Origin of the sequence: uncultured Pedobacter sp., assembly GCF_913776295.1 — a bacterium.
GTDB lineage: Bacteria > Bacteroidota > Bacteroidia > Sphingobacteriales > Sphingobacteriaceae > Pedobacter.
This window is the reverse complement of sequence record NZ_CAJYOJ010000018.1, coordinates 1-21,406: the sequence shown is the minus strand read 5'-3', so window position 1 is coordinate 21,406 and position 21,406 is coordinate 1. Positions and strand designations below refer to the sequence as shown.

19 protein-coding genes are annotated in these 21,406 nt (G+C 38.7%); 13 read left to right on the top strand and 6 right to left on the bottom strand.

Going from position 1 to position 21,406, the window contains the following annotated elements:
* Window positions 1-164: 164 nt before the first annotated feature.
* Window positions 165-1,982 carry a heavy metal translocating P-type ATPase gene (locus QZ738_RS03905; protein WP_293784850.1) on the bottom strand — a complete coding sequence of 606 codons (1,818 nt, stop codon included), beginning with the start codon at window positions 1,980-1,982 and terminating at the stop codon, window positions 165-167.
* Window positions 1,983-2,501: 519 nt separating this feature from the next.
* Here QZ738_RS03905 and QZ738_RS03900 point away from each other — a divergent pair.
* Together QZ738_RS03900 and QZ738_RS03895 are read left to right on the top strand one after the other, a co-directional pair.
* Window positions 2,502-4,535 carry a M13 family metallopeptidase gene (locus tag QZ738_RS03900; protein WP_293784840.1) on the top strand — a complete coding sequence of 678 codons (2,034 nt, stop codon included), beginning with the start codon at window positions 2,502-2,504 and terminating at the stop codon, window positions 4,533-4,535.
* Between the two features lie 351 nt (window positions 4,536-4,886).
* Window positions 4,887-5,687: a DUF2625 domain-containing protein gene (locus QZ738_RS03895; RefSeq protein WP_293784839.1), complete on the top strand. Its 801-nt coding sequence runs from the start codon at window positions 4,887-4,889 to the stop codon at window positions 5,685-5,687.
* 55 nt (window positions 5,688-5,742) lie between these two features.
* Here QZ738_RS03895 and QZ738_RS03890 read toward each other — a convergent pair whose 3' ends face one another.
* Window positions 5,743-6,081, bottom strand: a complete 339-nt coding sequence (locus tag QZ738_RS03890) for an MmcQ/YjbR family DNA-binding protein (RefSeq protein WP_293784838.1) — start codon at window positions 6,079-6,081, stop codon at window positions 5,743-5,745.
* 382 nt (window positions 6,082-6,463) lie between these two features.
* On the opposite strand from QZ738_RS03890, the gene mnmD reads away from it, so the two are divergent.
* From mnmD to QZ738_RS03855, 7 genes are all read left to right on the top strand, one after another.
* Window positions 6,464-7,129 carry a tRNA (5-methylaminomethyl-2-thiouridine)(34)-methyltransferase MnmD gene (mnmD, locus tag QZ738_RS03885; RefSeq protein ID WP_293784837.1) on the top strand — a complete coding sequence of 222 codons (666 nt, stop codon included), beginning with the start codon at window positions 6,464-6,466 and terminating at the stop codon, window positions 7,127-7,129.
* A gap of 303 nt (window positions 7,130-7,432) precedes the next feature.
* On the top strand, window positions 7,433-8,380 hold the full coding sequence (locus tag QZ738_RS03880; protein WP_293784835.1) for an aldo/keto reductase: 948 nt from the start codon (window positions 7,433-7,435) through the stop codon (window positions 8,378-8,380).
* A gap of 79 nt (window positions 8,381-8,459) precedes the next feature.
* On the top strand, window positions 8,460-9,569 hold the full coding sequence (locus QZ738_RS03875) for an AI-2E family transporter (protein ID WP_293784834.1): 1,110 nt from the start codon (window positions 8,460-8,462) through the stop codon (window positions 9,567-9,569).
* Window position 9,570: 1 nt separating this feature from the next.
* A complete protein-coding gene (locus tag QZ738_RS03870) occupies window positions 9,571-9,867 on the top strand; it encodes a hypothetical protein (protein ID WP_293784833.1) in 297 nt (98 codons plus the stop codon).
* A 14-nt stretch (window positions 9,868-9,881) separates the two neighbouring features.
* The gene (locus QZ738_RS03865; RefSeq protein ID WP_293784832.1) at window positions 9,882-10,331 is read left to right on the top strand and encodes a hypothetical protein; all 450 of its coding nucleotides are present in this window, start codon (window positions 9,882-9,884) and stop codon (window positions 10,329-10,331) included.
* A gap of 20 nt (window positions 10,332-10,351) precedes the next feature.
* Window positions 10,352-11,158 (top strand): nucleoside triphosphate pyrophosphohydrolase, encoded by an 807-nt coding sequence (mazG, locus tag QZ738_RS03860; RefSeq protein ID WP_293784831.1) that lies wholly within the window; start codon window positions 10,352-10,354, stop codon window positions 11,156-11,158.
* Between the two features lie 75 nt (window positions 11,159-11,233).
* The gene (locus QZ738_RS03855) at window positions 11,234-12,358 is read left to right on the top strand and encodes an ATP-binding protein (RefSeq protein WP_293784830.1); all 1,125 of its coding nucleotides are present in this window, start codon (window positions 11,234-11,236) and stop codon (window positions 12,356-12,358) included.
* On the opposite strand, the gene QZ738_RS03850 is transcribed toward QZ738_RS03855, so the two are convergent.
* Window positions 12,353-12,736, bottom strand: coding sequence for a YchJ family metal-binding protein (locus tag QZ738_RS03850; RefSeq protein WP_293784828.1), 384 nt, complete (start codon window positions 12,734-12,736; stop codon window positions 12,353-12,355). The genes QZ738_RS03855 and QZ738_RS03850 overlap by 6 nt on opposite strands.
* 73 nt (window positions 12,737-12,809) lie before the next feature.
* Here QZ738_RS03850 and truA point away from each other — a divergent pair, with 73 nt between their 5' ends.
* On the top strand, window positions 12,810-13,610 hold the full coding sequence (gene truA, locus QZ738_RS03845; protein WP_293784826.1) for a tRNA pseudouridine(38-40) synthase TruA: 801 nt from the start codon (window positions 12,810-12,812) through the stop codon (window positions 13,608-13,610).
* Window positions 13,611-14,049: 439 nt separating this feature from the next.
* Here truA and QZ738_RS03840 read toward each other — a convergent pair whose 3' ends face one another.
* Window positions 14,050-15,303: an ABC transporter permease gene (locus QZ738_RS03840; RefSeq protein WP_367268560.1), complete on the bottom strand. Its 1,254-nt coding sequence runs from the start codon at window positions 15,301-15,303 to the stop codon at window positions 14,050-14,052.
* A gap of 254 nt (window positions 15,304-15,557) precedes the next feature.
* Here QZ738_RS03840 and QZ738_RS03835 point away from each other — a divergent pair, with 254 nt between their 5' ends.
* Both QZ738_RS03835 and QZ738_RS03830 read left to right on the top strand, forming a co-directional pair.
* Window positions 15,558-16,709: a DUF1343 domain-containing protein gene (locus tag QZ738_RS03835; RefSeq protein WP_293784848.1), complete on the top strand. Its 1,152-nt coding sequence runs from the start codon at window positions 15,558-15,560 to the stop codon at window positions 16,707-16,709.
* A 218-nt stretch (window positions 16,710-16,927) separates the two neighbouring features.
* On the top strand, window positions 16,928-17,134 hold the full coding sequence (locus tag QZ738_RS03830; RefSeq protein ID WP_293784824.1) for a hypothetical protein: 207 nt from the start codon (window positions 16,928-16,930) through the stop codon (window positions 17,132-17,134).
* A gap of 34 nt (window positions 17,135-17,168) precedes the next feature.
* Here the strand turns inward: QZ738_RS03830 and QZ738_RS03825 are convergent, their stop codons facing one another.
* Both QZ738_RS03825 and QZ738_RS03820 read right to left on the bottom strand, forming a co-directional pair.
* Entirely contained in the window at window positions 17,169-19,028 is a 1,860-nt protein-coding gene (locus QZ738_RS03825) for an ATP-binding protein (protein ID WP_293784822.1), read from the bottom strand.
* 31 nt (window positions 19,029-19,059) lie between these two features.
* Window positions 19,060-20,103: a DNA topoisomerase IB gene (locus QZ738_RS03820; RefSeq protein ID WP_293784820.1), complete on the bottom strand. Its 1,044-nt coding sequence runs from the start codon at window positions 20,101-20,103 to the stop codon at window positions 19,060-19,062.
* Between the two features lie 91 nt (window positions 20,104-20,194).
* On the opposite strand from QZ738_RS03820, the gene fmt reads away from it, so the two are divergent.
* Entirely contained in the window at window positions 20,195-21,103 is a 909-nt protein-coding gene (gene fmt / locus QZ738_RS03815; RefSeq protein WP_293784818.1) for a methionyl-tRNA formyltransferase, read from the top strand.
* Window positions 21,104-21,406 lie beyond the last annotated feature (303 nt).

Below are 21,406 nucleotides of genomic sequence, written 5' to 3'. Positions count from 1 at the left end.
AATATACTAATTTTTATAGCAATCTGATTTTATATTTTTCAACATATCTTACTCAGCACCAACAAGTTTTCATCTGGCAACTAGCAGTTATCATTGAATTAATGAAAAAACGATGTTTTAACCTAATGAATTTAACCGATTAAGCAATTTGGAAAATTAACCCATCATAAAAACTTCATTTTCTGTATCCGTACGGCATTTAAAATCGCCAGAAATGCAACACCAACATCGGCAAAAACAGCTTCCCACATGGTTGCTAAACCTCCTGCTCCTAAAATCAAAACAATTGCTTTTACAGCAAATGCCAATACAATATTCTGAATTACAACGTTTTTGGTGGCTTTACCTATCTTAATAGCGGTTGCAATTTTTGAAGGCTGATCGGTTTGAATCACTACATCTGCTGTTTCAATGGCGGCATCGCTACCCATTGCTCCCATGGCAATCCCAATATCGCTAATCGCCAATACCGGTGTATCGTTAATTCCATCGCCAACAAAAGCTACTACCCTGCTTCTCTCGCTTTTAATTTCTTCCAGTCTGGCTACTTTACCTTCAGGTAATAAATCCCCGAAATAAGTATCAATACCTAAACTTTGAGCTACTTTTTTAACAATCGAAGTTTTATCCCCACTTAACATCACCACCTGCTTTATTCCATTTTCATGAAGCTGTTGAATTGCCCTTGAGGCATCTTCTTTTATTTCATCAGCAATGAGCACATACCCAACATATTTCTGGTTGATAGCAACCACAACGATCGTTTCTTCTATCGAAGCTATTTCAGAATCAAAATCAATGTTAAATTGCTGCAAAAGCTTAACATTACCGGCTAAAACTGCTTTACCTTTAACGATGCCTTTTAAACCCATTCCGGCAATTTCCTCGATATTTTCGGCAGGATGAATTTCCTTCTGTCCTACATATTCCACAATGGCCTTCGCAATTGGATGAGTGGATTTAGCTTCCAACGCTGTTAATACGTTAAGAAATTGGGCTTCATCTATAATGCTTTCTACCTTCTGAACCTTAAAAACACCTTTTGTTAAGGTACCTGTTTTATCCATTACAACCGTATTGAGCTTGGTAATCAGATCCAGAAAATTGGCACCTTTAAAAAGAATGCCATTTGCCGATGCCGCACCAATCCCTCCAAAATAGCCCAATGGAATAGAAATGACCAGCGCACACGGGCAGGAGATAACCAAGAAAACCAGCGAACGGTACAACCAGGTTTGGAAATGATATTCACTTCCTAAAATCAAAATCGGGACCGTGACCAGCGCAAGCGCTAAAAAGAAAACAATCGGGGTGTATATTTTCGCAAACTTACGGATAAAGAGTTCGGTTTTGGCTTTGCGCGTTGTGGCATTTTGAACCATTTCCAAAATGCGGGATAATGCGCTGTCGGCAAAAGCCTTGGTAACTTTAACTTCTACTACCTTATCCAGATTAAGCATCCCGGCCAAAATAGATTCGCCTTTGTTAATGTTTCGCGGTTTGCTCTCGCCCGTTAAAGCAGCAGTATTAAAACTGCTTTTATCACTAATCAGTTCGCCATCTAAAGGAATTTTCTCTCCGGCCTTTACCTGGATCGTTTCACCAATTTCTACCTTTTCAGGATTTATGTCTTCGTATTTTCCATTGCGAAATACATGTGCCACTTCTGCCCTGACATCAAGCAATGCTTTAATATTTCTTTTGGCACGGTTTACTGCAGCCATCTGAAATAACTCACCAATGGTGTAAAAAAGCATAACCGTTACCCCTTCCGGGTACTCACCAATGGCAAAAGCACCTATGGTAGCGATAGACATTAGAGAGAACTCAGTAAAGAAATCTTTAACCTTAAATGTTTCCCAAACCTCTTGTAAAACCGGAATACCTACTGGTAAATAAGCCACGATATACCAATAAGGGCGAATGATCTGAAATGCCGGAATGGTAAAAAGATTATCAAATGTAATTCCTATCAACAGCATTATCAAGGTTACGAGGGCAGGCAAATAAGTTTTAAAGGCTGATGGATTTCCACCATGATCGTGGCCGTGGTCATCAGCTTCTGCATGTACGTGGTTATGATCATGGGTATGTTTTGGTTCAGCATGTACTTTACTACTGCAACAGCTATCTTCTTTATCGTGTGAGTGGCTCATTATTCTATTATATGCTAAACATCATTGTTATTTATTATCCATAAAACCTGGCTGGTTCTGATAACCTTTTCAAATTTATGGAAATAATATGTTTTATTCTGAATCATTCTTAATAGCAATAATTTTTACAAGCACACAATATTTTTTGTTAAAAAATGTTAATAATGGTATAAAAGATTGAAAATCATGAAATCTATCAAAATTCCTTTTTCAGCATCCGATTTGATCAGGAGGCTTGGCTTAGCCAAAATCTACTACTGGTTTAACAAGTAATATTCTTAATATATAACACCAGTATTAATTAGTATTTCATAAATTTCGCATTATTACTAACTTATTAAGCGAATGAAATACCAAAATTTGAAAAGATGTTTTGCGGCGCTGGGTATAGTCGCTGCTGGCTTTTCTGCAAATGCACAAACAAAAAAATTTATCGACCCTGCCAACATGGATCTATCCGTTAAACCAGGCGACGATTTCTACACCTACGCGAGCGGTAACTGGATAAAAAACAATCCGGTTCCTGCTAAAGAAACACGCTGGGGTTCATTTAACGAACTTCGCGATTTTAACATCAACGCCGTTAGATCTTTAGTGGAAGAGGCAGCTGCCGATAAATCTGCTCCGGCAGGTTCGGTGAAACGTAGAGTTGGCGATTTTTACACCGCTGCAATGGATAGTGCAACCATCGAAAAATTGGGTTATACGCCCATAAAAGCCGATTTAGCGAAAATTAAGCAAATTAAAAATATTCAGGGGGTACTTGACCAGGTGGCCTACATGCGTACCAATGGTTTGGGCGGCGGAATGTTTGGTTTGGGTGTTGGCCAGGACCGCAAGAATGTAAATAAATATATGGTAAATATTAGCCAGGGTGGTACCACACTTCCGGATCGCGATTATTACCTGAAAGATGATGCCCGCAGTGTGAAGATCCGCGATGCTTATAACACTTATATGGTTACTTTATTTACTTTAACTGGAAGTACGCCTGAAGAAGCCAAACAAAAAGCCGCAACCGTTTACAAAATTGAAAAGCAATTTGCTGAAGCGCAGATGAGCCGTTTAGAAATGCGCGATCCTTACGCCACCTACAACAAGCTTACCGTGGCCGAGCTGAGCAAAAAAACGCCAGACATTGATTGGACAAGCTATTTACCTAAGTTCAAAATCAAAAATCAGGACACTGTTCTGGTCTCATCGCCTAAATTCATGGCAAGCCTGGATGGAATGTTGAAATCCATTCCGGTTGAAGATTGGAAAACCTTTTTGGAATGGAACATTTTAAAAGGGTCTGCTTCCAGTTTAAGTTCTCCGTTTGTTAAGGCGAGTTTCGCTTTCACCCAGGCTCAAACTGGTCAAAAAGTACAAACGCCACGCTGGCAGCGCATGTCATCTTTAACAGATGGCACCATTGGCGAATTATTAGGCCAGCTTTATGTAGCCAAATACTTTAAGCCGGAAGCTAAAGAGCGCATGAACCAGATGATTGTAAACCTACGTAAAGCATTCGAAATCAGAATTAAAGGTTTGGAGTGGATGAGCCCTGAAACCAAACAAAAAGCCCTGGCTAAATTACATGCATTTACACCAAAAGTGGGTTATCCTGAAAAATGGAAAAACTACGATGGTTTAGTGATCAATAAGGATACTTATTTCCAAAATTTACGCAATGCAAGTATTTGGGGCTACAATGAGATGGTTAATCAGTTAGGCAAACCTGTTGACCGCAAACGCTTCGGAATGACCCCTCCAACCGTTAACGCTTACTACAGCCCAACATTGAACGAAATTGTTTTCCCTGCTGGTATTTTACAGTTTCCCTTTTTCGACCCAAATGCTGATGATGCCGTTAACTACGGTGGTATAGGTGCCGTAATCGGGCACGAAATGAGCCATGGTTTTGATGACAGCGGAAGCCAGTATGATGCATCCGGTAACTTAAAAAACTGGTGGACAGCTGAAGATAAAGCTAAATTTGACGCCAAGACTAAAGCCTTGGGCGAGCAATTTGATGCTTACACGGTATTGGATACCATTCACGTAATCGGTAAATTAACCATGGGCGAAAACATTGGTGATTTAGGAGGTTTGAATGCTGCTTATACCGCTTTTAAAATGACCAAACAAGGCCAGAGTAATGAGAAAATTGACGGTTTTACGCCAGATCAGCGTTTCTTCCTGGCTTGGGCACAAGTATGGAGAGGAAACATTTTACCTGAAAGTGCAGCTCAGTTAATTAAAACGGATCCACATTCACCAGGTCCGTACCGTACTATTGGCGCACCTGTAAATATGGATGCCTGGTATGAAGCTTTTGATGTTAAGCCTGGCGATAAACTGTATAAAAAACCTGAGGACCGGATTAGAATGTGGTAGTGTTAAGGTGGAAGGCTTGAAGGTGGAGGGTGTAAGGCCTGAGGCTGCTTCAGCCCAACTTTAAAATCAATTATTTTTTATCATTTTAATATTGCAAGCGTCCCGATGATTTTCGGGACGCTTTTTTTTATAGCCCTGGTGTCAGATATTTCCATCTGACGCTAAACAAAAGCATCAATTCAATCTGCCTTGGTTTCATATCATCACAAACAAAGCAATTGGTATTGATAATTTAACCGTGTAGGATGGTAACATCCAACACCAAGATCATCCAAATCAAAAATTATCCTGCTCCATTTAGCAATTCTTAATTATCATCCTATCTTTGAAAAAACATAAGTAACCCTATCCATGAAAATCCCTATCACCTTTCTCTTCATTTTTGGTTTAACTCTATTTTCATTAAAAGGCTTTTCCCAGGAAAATAATTTGATCAGTATTGAGAAATTGATCAATAAAACGGATCCGGCCTGGCCATTGGTCAAAAAATGGATTGATTCTGCAAAAAACAAGGTAGAAATCCTCCCTGTTGATTCTGCACAGGCAAAAGAGGTTTTATATCATTCACAAATGACAACCTATGCCACGCTTGGCTCGGTAATTTATAACACGGGAGGTATTATGGTTGATAATGGCTGGATTAGAATTTTAGGCTCTGGCAGTGAGAGACTGAACAGAAATGTAGCCGATTGGAACAAAGGAAAAACCTTAAAAGAGTATGGCGATAATATCCCTTATCTTTTAATTGCCGATGATGCAGTAGGCGGTTTTTTTGCTATTAATTATGGCGGTTTGGGCAAAGACATCAAAAACGTGTATTACCTTGAACCAAACACATTAACCTGGCAACCACTTGGGGCAGGCTATGGCGAATTCCTTGTTTTTTGTTTCGACAGTGATCTTTCCAAGTTTTATAAAGGATTACGCTGGAGCAGCTGGAATCAATTTATTGCCAATTTAGATGGTACCAAAACCTATAGCTTCCGCCCTTATTTATGGGAAGAAGGTACCGACATTGATAAATGTACGCGAAAACTGGTTGGGATAGAAGAAATGTACCGTTTCAATATCATGAAGTCGAAAGAATTGAATGCTGACAAAGGCATAAAAAAAGACGAAACCACAAAAGAGGATTCTCAAGGCGGCCAATAAGTATAATCAGTTATAAACTATTGTAATCACACTTGAAAAGTCTTAACAGTTTAATTTACGCGTATTTCGCCTGCATTTTCTTAGGTAATTTAGCCAAAACCATTGCTCTCGAATCAGCTACCCTACTTTTTAACTCATGATCGTTCAATACCTCTAAATTGTCGATCTGGATCCATTGCCGCTTTGCCATATGGTAGGCCTGCCCAATGCCTTCTCTGGCTGCGAGCTCATCAAATTCATCCGGATTACACTTTATTGAAAAACGGTTACCCTCATCAATAGCGATAATAACATAGATTTTCTCCTCGATCATAAAACACAGGTGTTCCCATTTCATACCTTCGGTAGTGCCGGGTAAACTCAAACAGTATGCTCTGAACGATTCGATATCCATATCAATTGGGTTTAGGGTTTAGGGTTTAGGGTAAGACCAAAGCTAATCACAAAAGATTAAAGAAAAAAGTCAGAGGTCGGGAGTCCGAAGTCCGATGATTAAGTAGCTTAAAACTTAGATCTTCTTAAATGACTTAGATGATAAATAAAATCGGAAAGTCGGAGGTCGATGATTACGCTGAAAAGTATAAGACACAAGTAGCAAGAAACAAGTCGCAAGAAATAAGTATAAAGACATAAGTATAAAAACAAATATGATCTTTGACTAATTAATTTTTACTCATTAAATTCTATAACCGCACATTGATCTTGAAAATCTAAAAATCCTATCAATCCTGTTCCTATATTTGCGCCACGATCTTGAAATCCTTAAAATTCCCGCCATGAATATCATCACGCCAACTGCCGACGGTTCCAATACACTTTATAACGAAACCATAGGCGAACATTACCACAGTAAACATGGTGCACTGCAGGAAAGCAAACACGTTTTTATTGATGCAGGTTTGAAATTTGCTTCCGCCAACCAAGATGAAATTTCCGTTTTAGAAGTTGGTTTCGGCACGGGCTTAAATTTTATTTTAAGTTTCGAGTATTGCACAGAAAACAACATAAAACTTAACTATACCAGTATTGAAGCTTTCCCTTTGACTACAACAATAATTGAGCAAACAGGTTATGCGGCATATGTTTCTGAAGAAATATGGTCAGATTTTATTTCTAATTATCCGGAAGCACTAACAGGTCCTCAAAAACTAACGCCACTTTGCACATTAGAAATTCCGCATACTACATTGGCCGAATACCACAGTAATAAAAAATTTGACCTGATTTATTACGATGCGTTTTCGGTACAGCATCAACCCGAGATGTGGAGCGATGAAATTGTTGCACATGCCTGCAGTTTTCTAAAACCCGGCGGCACTTTTGTTACCTATGCTATTACCGGAAAACTGAAGAGAGCGGTAAAGGCCTGTGGATTTGACATCGAAAAATTGCCTGGTGCCCCCGGTAAAAGGGAAATGTTACGGGCAGTTAAAGGGACGTAAAGGATAGAAAATGGATGACTGAAAAGTCCGATGTCGGAGGTCCGATGTCAGCAGATAGAATTGAAAAAAACTCTTTGTGCCTGTGGCCTTTATGGTTAAACGAGTCAGGGGGTCTGAGTTCCGAAAGTTGGAAGATAAAATTTTAAAAGAAAACTATGAATAAACAGCTGTCCCCCTTTGTGCCCTCAGCGCTTTCTCTCTGCTTACTTTGTGGTTAAAACCTACCATATCCTGACATAATTAAGACCGCTGTATAAAACCTCAGCCTATATAATTTGTTAGCATAACATTAACATTCGTATTATGGAAAAAAGAACCTTAGGAAAAACAGATTTACATATTGCACCCATAGTATTCGGAGGAAATGTTTTTGGCTGGACGATTGATGAAAAGAAATCATTTGAAATATTAGATCAATTTATTGAAAATGGCTTCAATTTTATCGATACTGCTGATGTATATTCTCGTTGGGTACCGGGAAATAATGGCGGTGAATCAGAAACGATTATTGGCAACTGGCTAAAAAAACATAATAAGCGCCACGATATTATTATTGCAACCAAAGTAGGTTCAGACATGGGTCGGGGTAAATCATTAAAGAAAGATTATATCATAAACGAAGTAGAACATTCTTTATCGCGCTTGCAAACCGATTATATCGATCTTTATTTTTCTCATTTTGATGATGAAAGCACACCCGTTGAAGAAACCTTAGCCGCCTACGAAACTTTAATTAAAGCTGGTAAAGTCCGCTGGATCGGGGCTTCAAACTTTTCGGCAGAGCGACTTAAAGAATCTCTAATTTATTCCACCAAACATGGTTTACCGAGTTACCAGGTTTACCAACCAGGATATAATCTTTATGATAGAGCGGACTTTGAGCAGGAACACGAAAAAATCTGCCTGGATTATGGCTTGGGCGTTGTAGTTTATTATTCGCTGGCCAGCGGTTTCTTAACCGGAAAATACCGTGGTGAAAACGATCTGAACAAAAGCCAGCGTGGCGGGGGCATTAAAAAATTCCTGAACGAACGGGGCTTTAGAATTTTAGCAGCTCTTGATCAGATTGCCGGAAAATATCGTGTTGAGCCAGCTTCTGTAGCCCTGGCCTGGTTAATTCATCACCCATCAGTTACAGCGCCAATTGCAAGTGTTACCGACTTAAACCAACTAAAATCGTTTACCGAAGCTGCTAACTTAAAATTATCGTCAGAAGATACCGCTGTTTTAGATCAGGCGAGTAACTATTAAAATAATCTCTTATATTTAAATGCCCGACTAATGAAACAATTATTCGGGCATTTTGTATTAAACAGGATTTTTACAACATATGAAAGACAAACTATCATTTCTACCCAAACTGGCGTTGGTGCTGTTCTGTTTAATCAGTTTAACGTACATCGCCATTTTAGGCCACTCTTTGCTGGCCCCACTTCTCTTTTCTTTTTTGATGGCCATTTTATTATTGCCTGTAGGCAATTTTCTAGAACACAGGTTTAGATTTAAAAGGAGCTTATCTACCTTTGTATCCGTAATTCTGATGATTGCCGTGATTGGAGGAATCGTATACTTTTTTGGTAATCAACTCAGCGATTTATGGGCAGATTGGCCTCTACTTAAAGAAAAAGCCAACGTTTCTTATCACGAACTCCAGAAATGGATTTCACATACTTTCGGTATCAATTCTCAGAAACAACTCAGTTACTTAAACGATAGCACAGAAAAAGCTTTGGCTACCAGTGCTGCCATTGTAGCTACTACCCTTTCTACTTTATCTTCTACCCTATTGTTTTTGGGTTTTACCCTATTGTTTACTTTTTTTATTTTAAACTACCGTAGGGTTTTATTTACTTTTTTAACCTCCGTTTTTAGTGAAGAACATAAAGAAAAAGTGGCAGAAATTGTGAGTCAGATTCAGTATATCATTAAAAAATACATTATAGGTTTGTTCTTACAAATGCTCATTGTTACGGTATTAATGATTACCGTACTGAGTTTATTGGGCGTAAAATATGCCGTTTTGTTGGGCCTGGTAGCAGGTATTTTTAATGTAGTTCCCTATCTGGGAATATTCTTTGCGCTGTTGGTCAGCTGCCTGATTACTTTCGCCACAGCGGGTGCTGGCAAAGTGCTGCTGGTTCTGATTGCTTATGTTGGTGTACATGCTATAGATGGAAACGTACTAATGCCATTAGTGGTAGGTTCTAAAGTAAAAATAAATGCCTTGTTCGCCTTTATCGGCATCGTTGTCGGAGAGATGATCTGGGGCATCTCAGGCATGTTCTTATGTATCCCTTATCTGGCCATTTTAAAAATAATTTTCGACAGGGTAGATAGCTTAAAACCATGGGGGTTGTTAATGGGCGAAGAACATAAGCCTGATAAAAAGAAACGGGTTTACCGGATTACAAAAAAGATTAAATTAGAAGAAAAAGATTAAAATGGCCGAAAACAGATCGCCCCATATTTTAAGCACTTCTGCCAATCTTCTGGGCATTTGCTTTATTGTGCTTACGTCATTAAAAAAACTTGCACTCAATGATGGATCTTTGATTGACGAATTTGCTGTAGCTGCTGTAATGTTTTTTATGACCAGCTGTATTTTATCTTTCATCTCCATGAGAAGACAAAGAACGGCAAGCCAGCGGATGGAAAAAGCAGCAGACTTCATCTTTTTATCTGGCCTGCTGGTATTATTTATCGCAACCATTTTAATTGCCTTTAATTTAATAAAGTAGATCAGCACGATTAAATGAAACCCCTGTTTGTACTCATAATCGTTTATGTTGCACTCCTGGCCTTTGGCAGACATACCACCTTTGATAAAGGAAATATTTTTGCCGGAAATATGGCGATGGCTACGATGCTATTGTTTACTGCGGTCGGCCATTTCAAATTTAAAACCAGTATGGCAGCCATGGTTCCGTTATTCATCCCTAAAAAAGTAGAACTCGTAATTTTAACAGGGGTTTTGGAAATCTTGTTTGCCATTGGATTGGCAATACCGGAAACCAGATATTTCGCCGGCATGGCATTGATTATCTTCTACATCGCCATTCTGCCCGCAAATATTTATGCTGCCAAACACCGCATCAATTACGAAAATCTATATCAACCAGGCCCCGGACCAAAATATTTATGGTTCAGAATTCCTTTTCAGCTTTTCTTAATCGCCTGGGTTTGGTACTTTAGCGTTCGATAAATCTATTTCAACTATAAAACATGCCTAACAATCCAATTCCTGCAAGTGCCAACAATCCAGCTGATGCTTTTACACGTTTACTTACTGTTTTAGATACCCTGCGTACACAATGCCCCTGGGATAAAAAGCAGACCATGGAAACACTGCGCCATTTAACTATTGAGGAAACTTACGAGTTAAGCGATGCCATTTTAGAGGGTGATTTAGATGAAATTAAAAAGGAACTTGGTGATGTGATGATGCATTTGGTTTTCTATGCCAGAATTGCCTCCGAAACCCATGAATTTAACATTACGGATGTATTAAACGGAGTTTGCGATAAACTGGTGAACCGGCACCCTCATATTTATGGTGATGTTGATGTGAAGAACGAAGAAGACGTTAAACGCAACTGGGAGCAAATTAAATTAAAAGAAGGCAATAAATCGGTATTGGCCGGTGTCCCCTCTTCACTGCCCGCCTTAGTTAAAGCTGCCCGTATCCAGGAAAAAGCGCGCGGGGTAGGTTTTGATTGGGAAGATAAAAATCAGGTTTGGGAAAAAGTGGAGGAAGAACTTCAGGAATTTAAAACTGAGTTTAATGTGTCAGACCATACGGCAATTGATATCGAAAAAGCTGAATCAGAATTTGGCGATGTATTGTTTTCGTTAATCAATTATGCCCGTTTCATCAATATCAATCCAGAAAATGCCTTAGAAAAAACCAATAAAAAATTTATCAAACGTTTTCAGTATCTCGAATCGAAGGCAAAAGAAAATGGAAAAGCCTTAGCCGATATGACACTTGCAGAAATGGATGTATATTGGAACGAAGCAAAGAAAATATAGCTAAAAGGAGTAAATTCGCAAAATTAATATAAATTTTGAGAATCGATTCGCAAAATTTATATTAATTTTGCGATTATGATTTCAAGAGCTATTGCTGTTTCTGTACAAAAACGCCTGAAAGATGAAAAGGCAATCATCCTTTTAGGCCCAAGGCAAGTTGGAAAAAGCACACTGCTACAACAATTATCATCTAAATTTACCAAGCCGATCATGTGGTGGAATGGTAATGATGCCGACATCAGAACTATACTTTCTAATACTACCGCCACCTCATTACGCGCTCTTTTAGGTAAATCGAAAACACTGATTATTGATGAAGCACAGCGAATTGAAAACATTGGCCTATCAATCAAATTAATGATCGATCAGCTTAAGGATGTTAAAGTAATAGCTACAGGCTCATCAGCTTTTGAATTAGCGAATCACATCAATGAACCGCTTACCGGCAGGAAATGGGAATACAATCTATTTCCTTTTTCGTTCGGAGAAATGGTGGAGGAACATGGTTTACTGACAGAAAAACGATTACTCGATCACCGACTGGTTTACGGATACTATCCCGAAATTGTTAACAACCCAGGGGAAGAAGAAATACGACTGAAACAATTATCAGACAGTTATTTATATAAAGATTTACTAATATGGGAGAAGATCCAAAAGCCAGATAAAATGGAAAAATTGATCCAGGCATTGGCTTTCCAGGTAGGAAATGAAGTTTCTTATCATGAATTAGGACAGTTAGCTGGGCTGGATAACCAAACTGCCGAAAAATACATCGATCTGCTCGAAAAGGCATTCATTGTTTTCAGGCTAGGTTCTTTAAGCAGAAATTTAAGGAATGAATTAAAGAAAAGCAGGAAAATCTATTTTTACGATAATGGGATCAGAAATGCTGTGATAAATCAATTTAGTCCGGCTGTATTACGACAGGATATTGGTGCACTTTGGGAAAATTTTGTGATTAGTGAACGGGTTAAGTTTCTTGCTTACAAACAGATTAACTGCAACCAATACTTTTGGCGTACGCATGCACAGCAGGAAATAGATTATATTGAGGAAAGAAATGGTTCTATGAATGCTTATGAAATGAAGTGGAACCCGAGGGCTAAGACAAAATTTCCAAAAACATTTTTGGATGCTTATGCTGGTGCGGAAACCAGGTTCATCACACCTGATAACCTGAATGAGTTTTTGCTATGAGTAAAAATCACCATCCACATAATACCATTTTCCATCTTCTAACCTGAAGTTAGATTTTTCGTGCAATACTTCGGTCTGAAATTTCCTGTTCAGGTAGTAGGCCTTAAACTTTACTACATCAAAATCAGCACAAACAATCTCAAGCTTTAGCCATTTGGTATTTTTCGCACTGCTTCGGTAACCGTTTTTAGAATGGTTCTTTCTTTTACTGCGATGCGTAGTTTCATAAAGATAATCTGCATCAGCAACTACAAAAGCCGAATATCTGGAACGCATCAGCGTCTCAGCAGTCGGCGCTGTTTTCTTTTTTAAGTGATAAGGCTGGCAACAGTGCTGAAAGGGGATGCCGCTTCCACAATGACAGTTTATGAAATCCATGATTAAAATTTAAGCACAAAAGTATCATTTAATATTCCTGCTGCTAAAATTTCCGTAAAATTGCAGCAGAATAATGAGGTATTTCTTTCACATTGCCTATCAAGGCCAGCACTATAATGGGTGGCAAAAACAACCTGGCATAAAAAGCGTTCAGGAAGTTATAGAACAAACCCTGTCGAAGATTTTAAAATCGCCAATCGCCATCAATGGTTGCGGACGCACTGACGCGCATGTACATGCCAGCCAGTTTTTCTTCCATGCTGATATTGAAAATGAGATCAACTCCAACCTACTTTATATTTTAAATAAAGCCTTACCTGCTAACATCGCCGTATTCGACATTATTAAAATGGAAGGTAAGCCCCATGCCAGATTTGACGCCGTACAGCGTAAATATGATTATTTCGTCCATACCTATAAAGATCCTTTTTTAACTTCCCAAAGCTCGTTTTATCTTTTAAAAGATCTGGATCTTGATCAAATGAAAGCGGTAGTCAAATTATTACCTCAATACAAAGATTTTAGGGCCTTTTGTACACATCCAGACAAATATGAGCATACCATCTGTAACGTAATGGAAGCAGATTTGTTTGTAAACGCAAAGGGCGACAGATTAAGGTTTCATATTGCCAGCAACCGCTTTCTGGGTAAAATGATCCGTTTAATTATGGGAAAAATCCTGATGGTTGGTAAGGGGCAACTCAGCTTTGATGAATTTGAAAGCGAACTGATTACCCTTCAGCCTTCAAAAATATCATTACCAGCTCATCCTACCGGCCTATATCTTTCAAAAGTCACTTATCCGTACCTCAACCTCGAACCAAGAACTGAATTTATCCACAGCACTCAAGGGATAGAATGGATTTCGATTTAAGTGTAGCGTTTTTATTCTGAATTCCGTTTAAGGGATATGAATGTCCAAATCTGTATTGTCCTTTTTATCCTGATTCTATCTTTAGGCTGTAAAAAAACAACAACATAAGTATTTTATTAAATGGTAACGATACTGCCGTATCAGTAATTACGAATGATGTTAAATCTGCACCTGTAACCCGCCAATTGGGTTACGGAATGGAAATTTAATATTGTGCCAGATGCGGGTGCGAATTTAAAGCATCGAAAGGGAAAGAAACCTATACTTTTAAATTCGCAACTATGAAGATAAGATTTGACCGCAGATTGATTGGAATACGATTTTAGACAGCTTTCTTCATCAGAAATGGAATTTAACATATAGTAAAGGTTGAAAAACAAGAGCTTAGTTTAGGTTGCTTGGGCATCGGGAAATGATCTGTCCGGTGTCCCAAGTTTTTTTATTTAAACCGGATTGCCTTGAGAGGCGAAACCTTGCTCACCAATAGCGAGGGAATAACCAAAACGGTTATACACACCACTACCGTAACGATATTAAGCAGCAGCACATCAAGAAAATGAAATTCTATTGGTGCATAAGCTAAAAAATATGATGCCTGATTCAGTTTAAAAATGTGCGTAGACTGCTGTAAGAAACCAAGCCCTAAGCCCAACATATTTCCCAGTAGCAAGCCGATGCCGATTAAATAAGCCGCATTGTAAAGGAAAATTTTCATAATGCTCCAGTTGCTGGCGCCAAAAGACTTTAACATTCCAATCATATTCGTTTTTTCTAAAATCATAATCAACAAAGCTGTAACCATGTTAATTACGCCTACAATCAGCATCAGGATCAATAATACTCTGGTATTGACATCTAGAAGACCTAACCAGGTAAAAATGTTAGGAAAATTCTCTTCAATGGAATACGAGCGTAAATTACGCGGCAGACTTTCATAAATATGATCAGAAATGGGCTTCAGTTTGTTAAAATCCTTAATCCTGATTTCTATGCCACCAATTTCATTTGCTTTCCAGCTATTCAGGCGTTTAATGATATTCAGATTGCCCAGCACGAACCCCTTATCAATATCTTCCACACCAATATCGTAAATACCTACAATTTTAAATTTACGTGGGCGTAACTGGTTTTGAACAAAATACATGATAAAATCATCACCTGTTTTAAGTTTTAACCGATTAGCTGTGTATTTCGAGATCAGCAGTTCCTGCATGGCAGCTGTACTATCAGAAAAATCGATGATGGTTCCGCTGATGATATGCTGTTTAATGTAATCCCACTTATAGTTTTTGTCAATTCCCTTGAAATTAATACCTTCTATTTCATTATTGGCAGATAAAATACCAGGTTTTGTAGCAAAAGGGTAATAATATTCGATATCGCGATTGCTATTGAGCATTTTTTTTGTTGCTTCATCGAATACAAAGGGAGAATGCTCAAACGAATTATTCAAATCATAACGGGTAATTTGTATATCGCCCAAATATCCCCTTACCTTATCCTGAATTTCAGTTTTGAAGCCTTTAATAATGGCTATGGAAAGAATCATGACAGCCAAACTTAACATCACGCCTGCTATCGCAATGCGGACAATGAGTTTTGAAAAAGTACGTTCTGACTTAATGGCTATGCGCCCTGCTATGAAATATTCGAAATTCAATTTAACGGGTTTGTAAGTAACAAAAATGCTCAATTCCTTTTTAAAAATGGCATTTTCGAAAATAAATAACCAACTTTAAATATCAATCGTTAATTCTTAAAAAGAAAATGCCAATAGCATAATTAAATTATGCCTTAAATTGTTTTGTTATAATACCAGAAGATACTAAAATGAAAAATTACATCAGCTTTACTTTAGCGAGTTTAATTGCATTATCAGCCTGTGGTCAACCCAAACCACAGGAACAAGAAGTTTTGGGCAAGAAAAGCCCTGAAAACAAAAAACTCATGATTAAGAAGGTAAAGCTGCCAACTACGATTAAAACCGGTGCAGAGCAGACTGAAAAGTATCTGCCACTATTAAAAGGCAAGCGTGTTGGAATGGTGGTTAACCCCACATCGGTTATTGGCACGCAAACATCGGTTGATAGCCTGTTGAAGAGAGGGGTAAAAATCCAAAAGATATTTGGTCCTGAGCATGGCTTTAGAGGCGATGCCAGTGCTGGCGTGAGTGTTAATGATGATGTTGACACGAAAACAGGTATAAAAGCCATCTCACTTTATGGTAAACATAGCACACCTACAGCTGAAGATTTAGCTGATATTGATATCATGGTATTTGATATCCAGGATGTTGGTGTCCGTTTTTACACGTATATCAATACCTTGCAGCATGTGATGGAGGCTTGTGCTGTTAACAACAAAACGTTATTGATCTTAGACCGCCCGAATCCGAATGGTTATTTAATCGACGGACCGATTTTAGATCCAAGATTTAAATCGGGCATCGGCTTACAGCCTATCCCTATTGCGCATGGCTTAACGGTTGGCGAGTATGCACAGATGCTAAATGGCGAAGGCTGGTTGAAGGATAAAGTGAAATGCAAAATTACCATTATCAAAAATGCCAATTATGATCATAACATGGAGTATACCTTACCCGTGAAACCCTCTCCTAACTTAAATACGCAGCAGTCTATTCTACTATATCCATCTACCTGTTTGTTTGAAGGTACTTATTTAAACCATGGCCGTGGTACCATGTTTCCTTTTACCATTGTTGGTGCCCCTTACCTTAAAGGTAAATTCGATTTTAGTTTTACGCCAAAAAGCATAAAAGGGATGGCTGAAACACCACTATTCCAGGATCAGGTTTGTTATGGTTTGGATTTAAGAACATACGATACGGCCGAATTGCGCAAAAGCAAACAGATCAACTTATCCTGGTTAATTTCGTTGTATCAGGCATCGCCTAAAAAAGAAGATTTTTTTAACAGTAAACTTAGCAAACAAATGGGTACCATCGAAAAACTGGTGGGAGTAGCCGATTTTAGACAGCAAGTAATGGATGGTAAAAGTGAAGCGGAAATCAGGGCAAGCTGGGAACCAGGTTTAAGTGCATACAAAACGATGCGTAAGAAATATTTGATTTATAATTAAAGATAGCATCAGGGTGACGGAGGTGGAAGAAAAGTGTTTGACGTAAAGCTTTAAGGGTACATGGATACCAGAACTGATGTATAACAGCATTAAATTTTGAATGACTCGTACATGGAAAGATTATTTCAAACTTAACAGATTATGATTTGTTGTAATGTAAAAGGATAGCAAATGTCCTGTTCATTTAATCAAAATTCAATCCGTTAATCATTATAGCTATGAGTGGTCCAAAAGTTAAAAGCGATAAACCTGGAAGCAATTACGAGAAAGAGGTGCCTAAAGGTAGGGAGCCTGTTGATCATAAAACAGTGAGAAAAGAAAACGACAGTACGCCGAACAAACCTGTTCGCACGAATAACCCGGCCAAACAGCGTGAAAACGAAGAGCAACCGGTACACCCGATTAAAAAAGAACCGAAAGCATAAGCATAAATTATCTTTCAGATGATAATTGGTTGTATCATCTGAAAGATTTTATTTTTAACGCAAAGAAAAAAGTAGCGCCCTCTCCTATCTCACTATCTACCCAGATTCTGCCGCCCTCACATTTTATTATTTCGGATGAGATGTAAAGGCCTAAACCCAAACCCGGGTACGTATGATGCAAATTACCATCTACACGGTAAAACTGATCAAAAACCAGCTGTTGCAAATCCTTGTCAATACCGATACCATAATCTTTAACGCTTAATATCACTTCCCCATCCTGGCTAAAAGTGGCTATATCTATTTCATCAGCGTCAACAGAGTATTTAATTGCATTAGATAAAAAATTGGTAATCACCTGCCCAATGCGTTCTTTATCCGCAAAAACGATCGCATTACTGTCTAGCTTACAAATCAGTTTGTGTTTAGAACTGATGTGTTGCATTTCATCTACAATATCTTCAACAGCAGCATCAAAATCAAATTCGATTGGATTAAAATTCATTTTGCCGGATTGAATTTTGGTTACATCAAGCAAATCTCCAATCAGGCCCGTTAGCCGGTTTAACTGCTGATCCATTTTACGCACCATAGTAGCCTTTTTCTCATCGCCTTCAATCCTGATCATGCGTTCAAGTACCTGGGCATAGGCTTTTATACTGGTAACAGGTGTTTTTAACTCGTGACTGGCAATCCCCAAAAACTCATCTTTTTGTTGTTGTAGTTGTACCTGCTTGGTCACATCCATTGCGGCATGTATAATGGCATATACCTGGCCGTTCGAATCTTTTAATGGTTTAAAGGTGAAGCTCAACCACCTTTTTTCTTCTTTACCATCAACAATCACCTGAACTTCTTCCTGATCAGCATGGTAAGTTACCCCTGTCTGGTATACCTCTTTTAAGATATTTACGGACGGCTGTACATTTAATTCGGGTATGGCCTCAGTAACCGTTTTACCGATTACACTTTTGTCTTTGCCCCAAAAGCGGATCATTTCATCGTTTGCCAGGCTGATAATGATGTTTTCTGTTTCGTAGTAGGCTGTCGCCATCGGTATATCGTACATGAAGTTGCGAAAACGCTCTTCGCTTCTGGCAGCCTCCATTTTTGACACTACCTGTAAGGTAATTTCGTTAGCCACTACCATAATGCCTGTAACCTCGCCATCCTGACCAAAAATAGGATCGTATACAAAGTTGAAATAAAAATCACTTTCCACCCCATTATGCTCCAATCGGGCTTTCGTTTCGTAACCATAATGGGCAATACCACTATCGTAAACCTTTTGTAAGAGTTCTGGAAAAGGCTGGTCGATAATTTCGGGCAACCCATCTAAAAGTTTCAGACCGATTACAGCTTTACTTTTCCGCCATATTTTTAACAGCTCATCATTGGCATCTTCTATAATCAGGTCTCTACCCCTTAAAATGCCAATGGCCACAGGTGCGTCGTAAATCATCTGCCTAAACAAAGCTTCGCTCTGCTCCACTTTAAATTTGGCATTTACCAATTCGGTTACATCGGTAGCATTATTTAAAATACCCCAAACCTTACCGTCTTGATCAAACAGCGGCTTATAAGTAAAATCAAAATAAAAAGTTTGGAGTACATGATTATTTAGGAGTACTGCCTTATCTTCTTTGGCTTCGTAAGGTATACCGCTATGCCTTACCTGTTCCAGGATATGAAGGAAAGGTTGATCTTTTAATTCGGGCAATGCCAGTGCCAGTTCTTTACCTACAACAGAAGCATCTCTGCCCCATGCTTTTAGCATGGCTTTATTAGCTACCTCAATCACCATTTTCTCTCCAGTGTAAAGCGCAATTGGCATTGGAGACTCTTCTATAAGTGTAATAAAAATACTGGATTTATCGTCGACGTTAAGTTGCATAATAAGGATAAACAACAAATATAAATGCTTTTTATTTGCTACCTGACTTTAAAAAAGATAATAACACCTTTTCATTATGTTCCAAGTTCACTTTACCTTGAAGCGAATGATTGTTCAGCTTTTTCAGATATTTTTCCAGCTGATTGTTCTCGTAAGCAGTAAGCAAAAGCGGGTAAACATAAGAACTTTTGCATACTGCCCGGGTATTACCTAATTTTTTGGCTACACAATCTAGAACGGCAACAATTTGTTTTTTACTGTTTAAACCCGCATTTTCATTGATCTGACACTGGGCAAATTGCTGAAGCGCTTCGAGGGTACCGCCCCAGGTCCTGAAATCTTTAGCCGTAAAATCATCTCCTGTGATTTCTTTAATATAAGCGTTTATTTTACCTGAATCGATGCTTTTATGTTCGCCATCAGGGGTATAAAACTGAAAAAGCTCCTGACCAGGAATATCGCGGCATTTTTTCACCAGTTTAGCCAACGTACGGTCGTTAACTTCTAATTTCTGCTTCACACCTTTTTTACCTACAAAATCCATGGTAATTTTACTTCCATTTATTTTCACATGCTTATCGCGTAGGGTGGTCAGGCCAAAAGAGCCATAAAGCTGTTTATAGCTTTCATTCCCTACCCTGATCAGTGTTTTTTGAAGTACGTCTACTGAAATGGCCAATACCTTACGCTCATCAAAATCTTTTCTGCGGAGGTCTTTCTGCAGGTGTTTACGGGCTTTAGGCAGGGCTTTGCCAAATTCGAGCAGGCGAAAATATTTATCTTCCGCGCGTCGACTCGTCCACTTTGGGTGATATTTATACTGTTTACGCCCGGCAGTATCGATTCCCGTAACCTGCAGATAAGCATTGGGTTTATTGGCAATCCATACATTTTGCCATGCGGGCGGAATAACCAAGGCTTTAATCCGATCGAGGTGTTTATCGTCGGTAACTTTGTTATCGTCTTTATCTACGTAATAGAACTTTCCCGGTTTTCCTTTACGGTAAATACCAGGCATGGCATCAGTTACATATACCAATCCACTTGCTTTAACAACATCTTTGCCTTGTACCATTTTTTGCCTATAAGTATGGGTTTATTTTTAGTTATTTTGCAAAACTTAAACGTGGTTATCCACGTTATTTTTAGAAACACAACACTTTCATATGAAAATAGTTTTTATGGGTACCCCAGATTTTGCGGTAGCCTCTTTAGATGCCCTGGTACAAGCCAATTTTGATATAGTTGCAGTGGTTACTGCGCCAGACAAGCCTGCAGGGCGTGGTCAAAAACTGAATGAAAGTGCAGTAAAAAAATATGCAGTAGAAAAAGGGATTCCTGTTCTGCAGCCAGATAAGTTAAAGAATCCTGAATTTCTCGAAACCTTGGCCAGCTATAAAGCCGATTTGCAAGTGGTTGTAGCTTTTAGAATGTTGCCCGAGGTAGTATGGAATATGCCACCAAAAGGCACTATTAACCTGCATGGATCGATCTTACCTCAGTACCGTGGTGCTGCACCCATCAACCATGCCATTATCAATGGAGAAAAAGAAAGTGGCGTAACCACATTTTTCCTCACACATGAAATTGATACCGGTAATATTATCCTTAGCGAAAATATACGTATTGCCGATGACGAAACTGCCGGCGACCTACATGATAAACTGATGCACATTGGTGCCAAATTGCTGGTAAAAACCCTTAAAGCCATTGAGACTGGTGACATTAGCGAACAACCGCAGCCACAAAGCGGCGACTTAAAACATGCGCCAAAAATTTTCAAAGATGATTGCAAAATAGACTGGAACAATCCTGTACAGAAGATATATAACTTAATCCGCGGACTGAGTCCTTACCCTACAGCCTTCACTTTTTTAAACGACAAAACCCTAAAGGTATTTAAAGCTGAATTAGAAGATAAAGAACCGGGGATTGTTGCCGGCGGATTTTTAACAGATGGTAAAACCTATTTAAAATTTGCAGCTAAAGATGGTTTTATCAAATTGTTGGATATCCAGTACGAAGGTAAGAAACGGATGCCTATCGAAGATTTTTTAAGGGGAATGCGGTTGTAGCTAGTCCTTAGTCCAAAGTCATTAGTCTGGAGTTGAATAACCTATATAAATTATATGTCATCCTGAATGCAATGAAGGATTTTTCTGACAAAGTTAATAGTGCATTGCCAGCAAACGATTCTTCGTTACACTACCATTGACGTTATTTTGCAATTGTCTATTAATGAGTGACTTGTGGAACCTATGCATTTCGGCGTAGCTAGGCCGTAGCACCGTATCTCCGTTCCGCTTAAATCCGGCCTAACAAATTTTTCGGGCTCCACTGACAAAGCCATCCCACTGGCTTCGAAAGAAAAATTTTCA

What these genes read in the sequence shown, in the direction of transcription:
- QZ738_RS03905 (WP_293784850.1), bottom strand. Translation starts at nt 1,982, where the DNA reads ATGCTGTTGATAGGAATTACATTTGATAATCTTTTTACCATTCCGGCA.
- QZ738_RS03900 (WP_293784840.1), top strand. Translation starts at nt 2,502, where the DNA reads ATGAAATACCAAAATTTGAAAAGATGTTTTGCGGCGCTGGGTATAGTC.
- QZ738_RS03895 (WP_293784839.1), top strand. Translation starts at nt 4,887, where the DNA reads ATGAAAATCCCTATCACCTTTCTCTTCATTTTTGGTTTAACTCTATTT.
- QZ738_RS03890 (WP_293784838.1), bottom strand. Translation starts at nt 6,081, where the DNA reads ATGGATATCGAATCGTTCAGAGCATACTGTTTGAGTTTACCCGGCACT.
- mnmD (WP_293784837.1), top strand. Translation starts at nt 6,464, where the DNA reads ATGAATATCATCACGCCAACTGCCGACGGTTCCAATACACTTTATAAC.
- QZ738_RS03880 (WP_293784835.1), top strand. Translation starts at nt 7,433, where the DNA reads ATGGAAAAAAGAACCTTAGGAAAAACAGATTTACATATTGCACCCATA.
- QZ738_RS03875 (WP_293784834.1), top strand. Translation starts at nt 8,460, where the DNA reads ATGAAAGACAAACTATCATTTCTACCCAAACTGGCGTTGGTGCTGTTC.
- QZ738_RS03870 (WP_293784833.1), top strand. Translation starts at nt 9,571, where the DNA reads ATGGCCGAAAACAGATCGCCCCATATTTTAAGCACTTCTGCCAATCTT.
- QZ738_RS03865 (WP_293784832.1), top strand. Translation starts at nt 9,882, where the DNA reads ATGAAACCCCTGTTTGTACTCATAATCGTTTATGTTGCACTCCTGGCC.
- mazG (WP_293784831.1), top strand. Translation starts at nt 10,352, where the DNA reads ATGCCTAACAATCCAATTCCTGCAAGTGCCAACAATCCAGCTGATGCT.
- QZ738_RS03855 (WP_293784830.1), top strand. Translation starts at nt 11,234, where the DNA reads ATGATTTCAAGAGCTATTGCTGTTTCTGTACAAAAACGCCTGAAAGAT.
- QZ738_RS03850 (WP_293784828.1), bottom strand. Translation starts at nt 12,736, where the DNA reads ATGGATTTCATAAACTGTCATTGTGGAAGCGGCATCCCCTTTCAGCAC.
- truA (WP_293784826.1), top strand. Translation starts at nt 12,810, where the DNA reads ATGAGGTATTTCTTTCACATTGCCTATCAAGGCCAGCACTATAATGGG.
- QZ738_RS03835 (WP_293784848.1), top strand. Translation starts at nt 15,558, where the DNA reads ATGATTAAGAAGGTAAAGCTGCCAACTACGATTAAAACCGGTGCAGAG.
- QZ738_RS03830 (WP_293784824.1), top strand. Translation starts at nt 16,928, where the DNA reads ATGAGTGGTCCAAAAGTTAAAAGCGATAAACCTGGAAGCAATTACGAG.
- QZ738_RS03825 (WP_293784822.1), bottom strand. Translation starts at nt 19,028, where the DNA reads ATGCAACTTAACGTCGACGATAAATCCAGTATTTTTATTACACTTATA.
- QZ738_RS03820 (WP_293784820.1), bottom strand. Translation starts at nt 20,103, where the DNA reads ATGGTACAAGGCAAAGATGTTGTTAAAGCAAGTGGATTGGTATATGTA.
- fmt (WP_293784818.1), top strand. Translation starts at nt 20,195, where the DNA reads ATGAAAATAGTTTTTATGGGTACCCCAGATTTTGCGGTAGCCTCTTTA.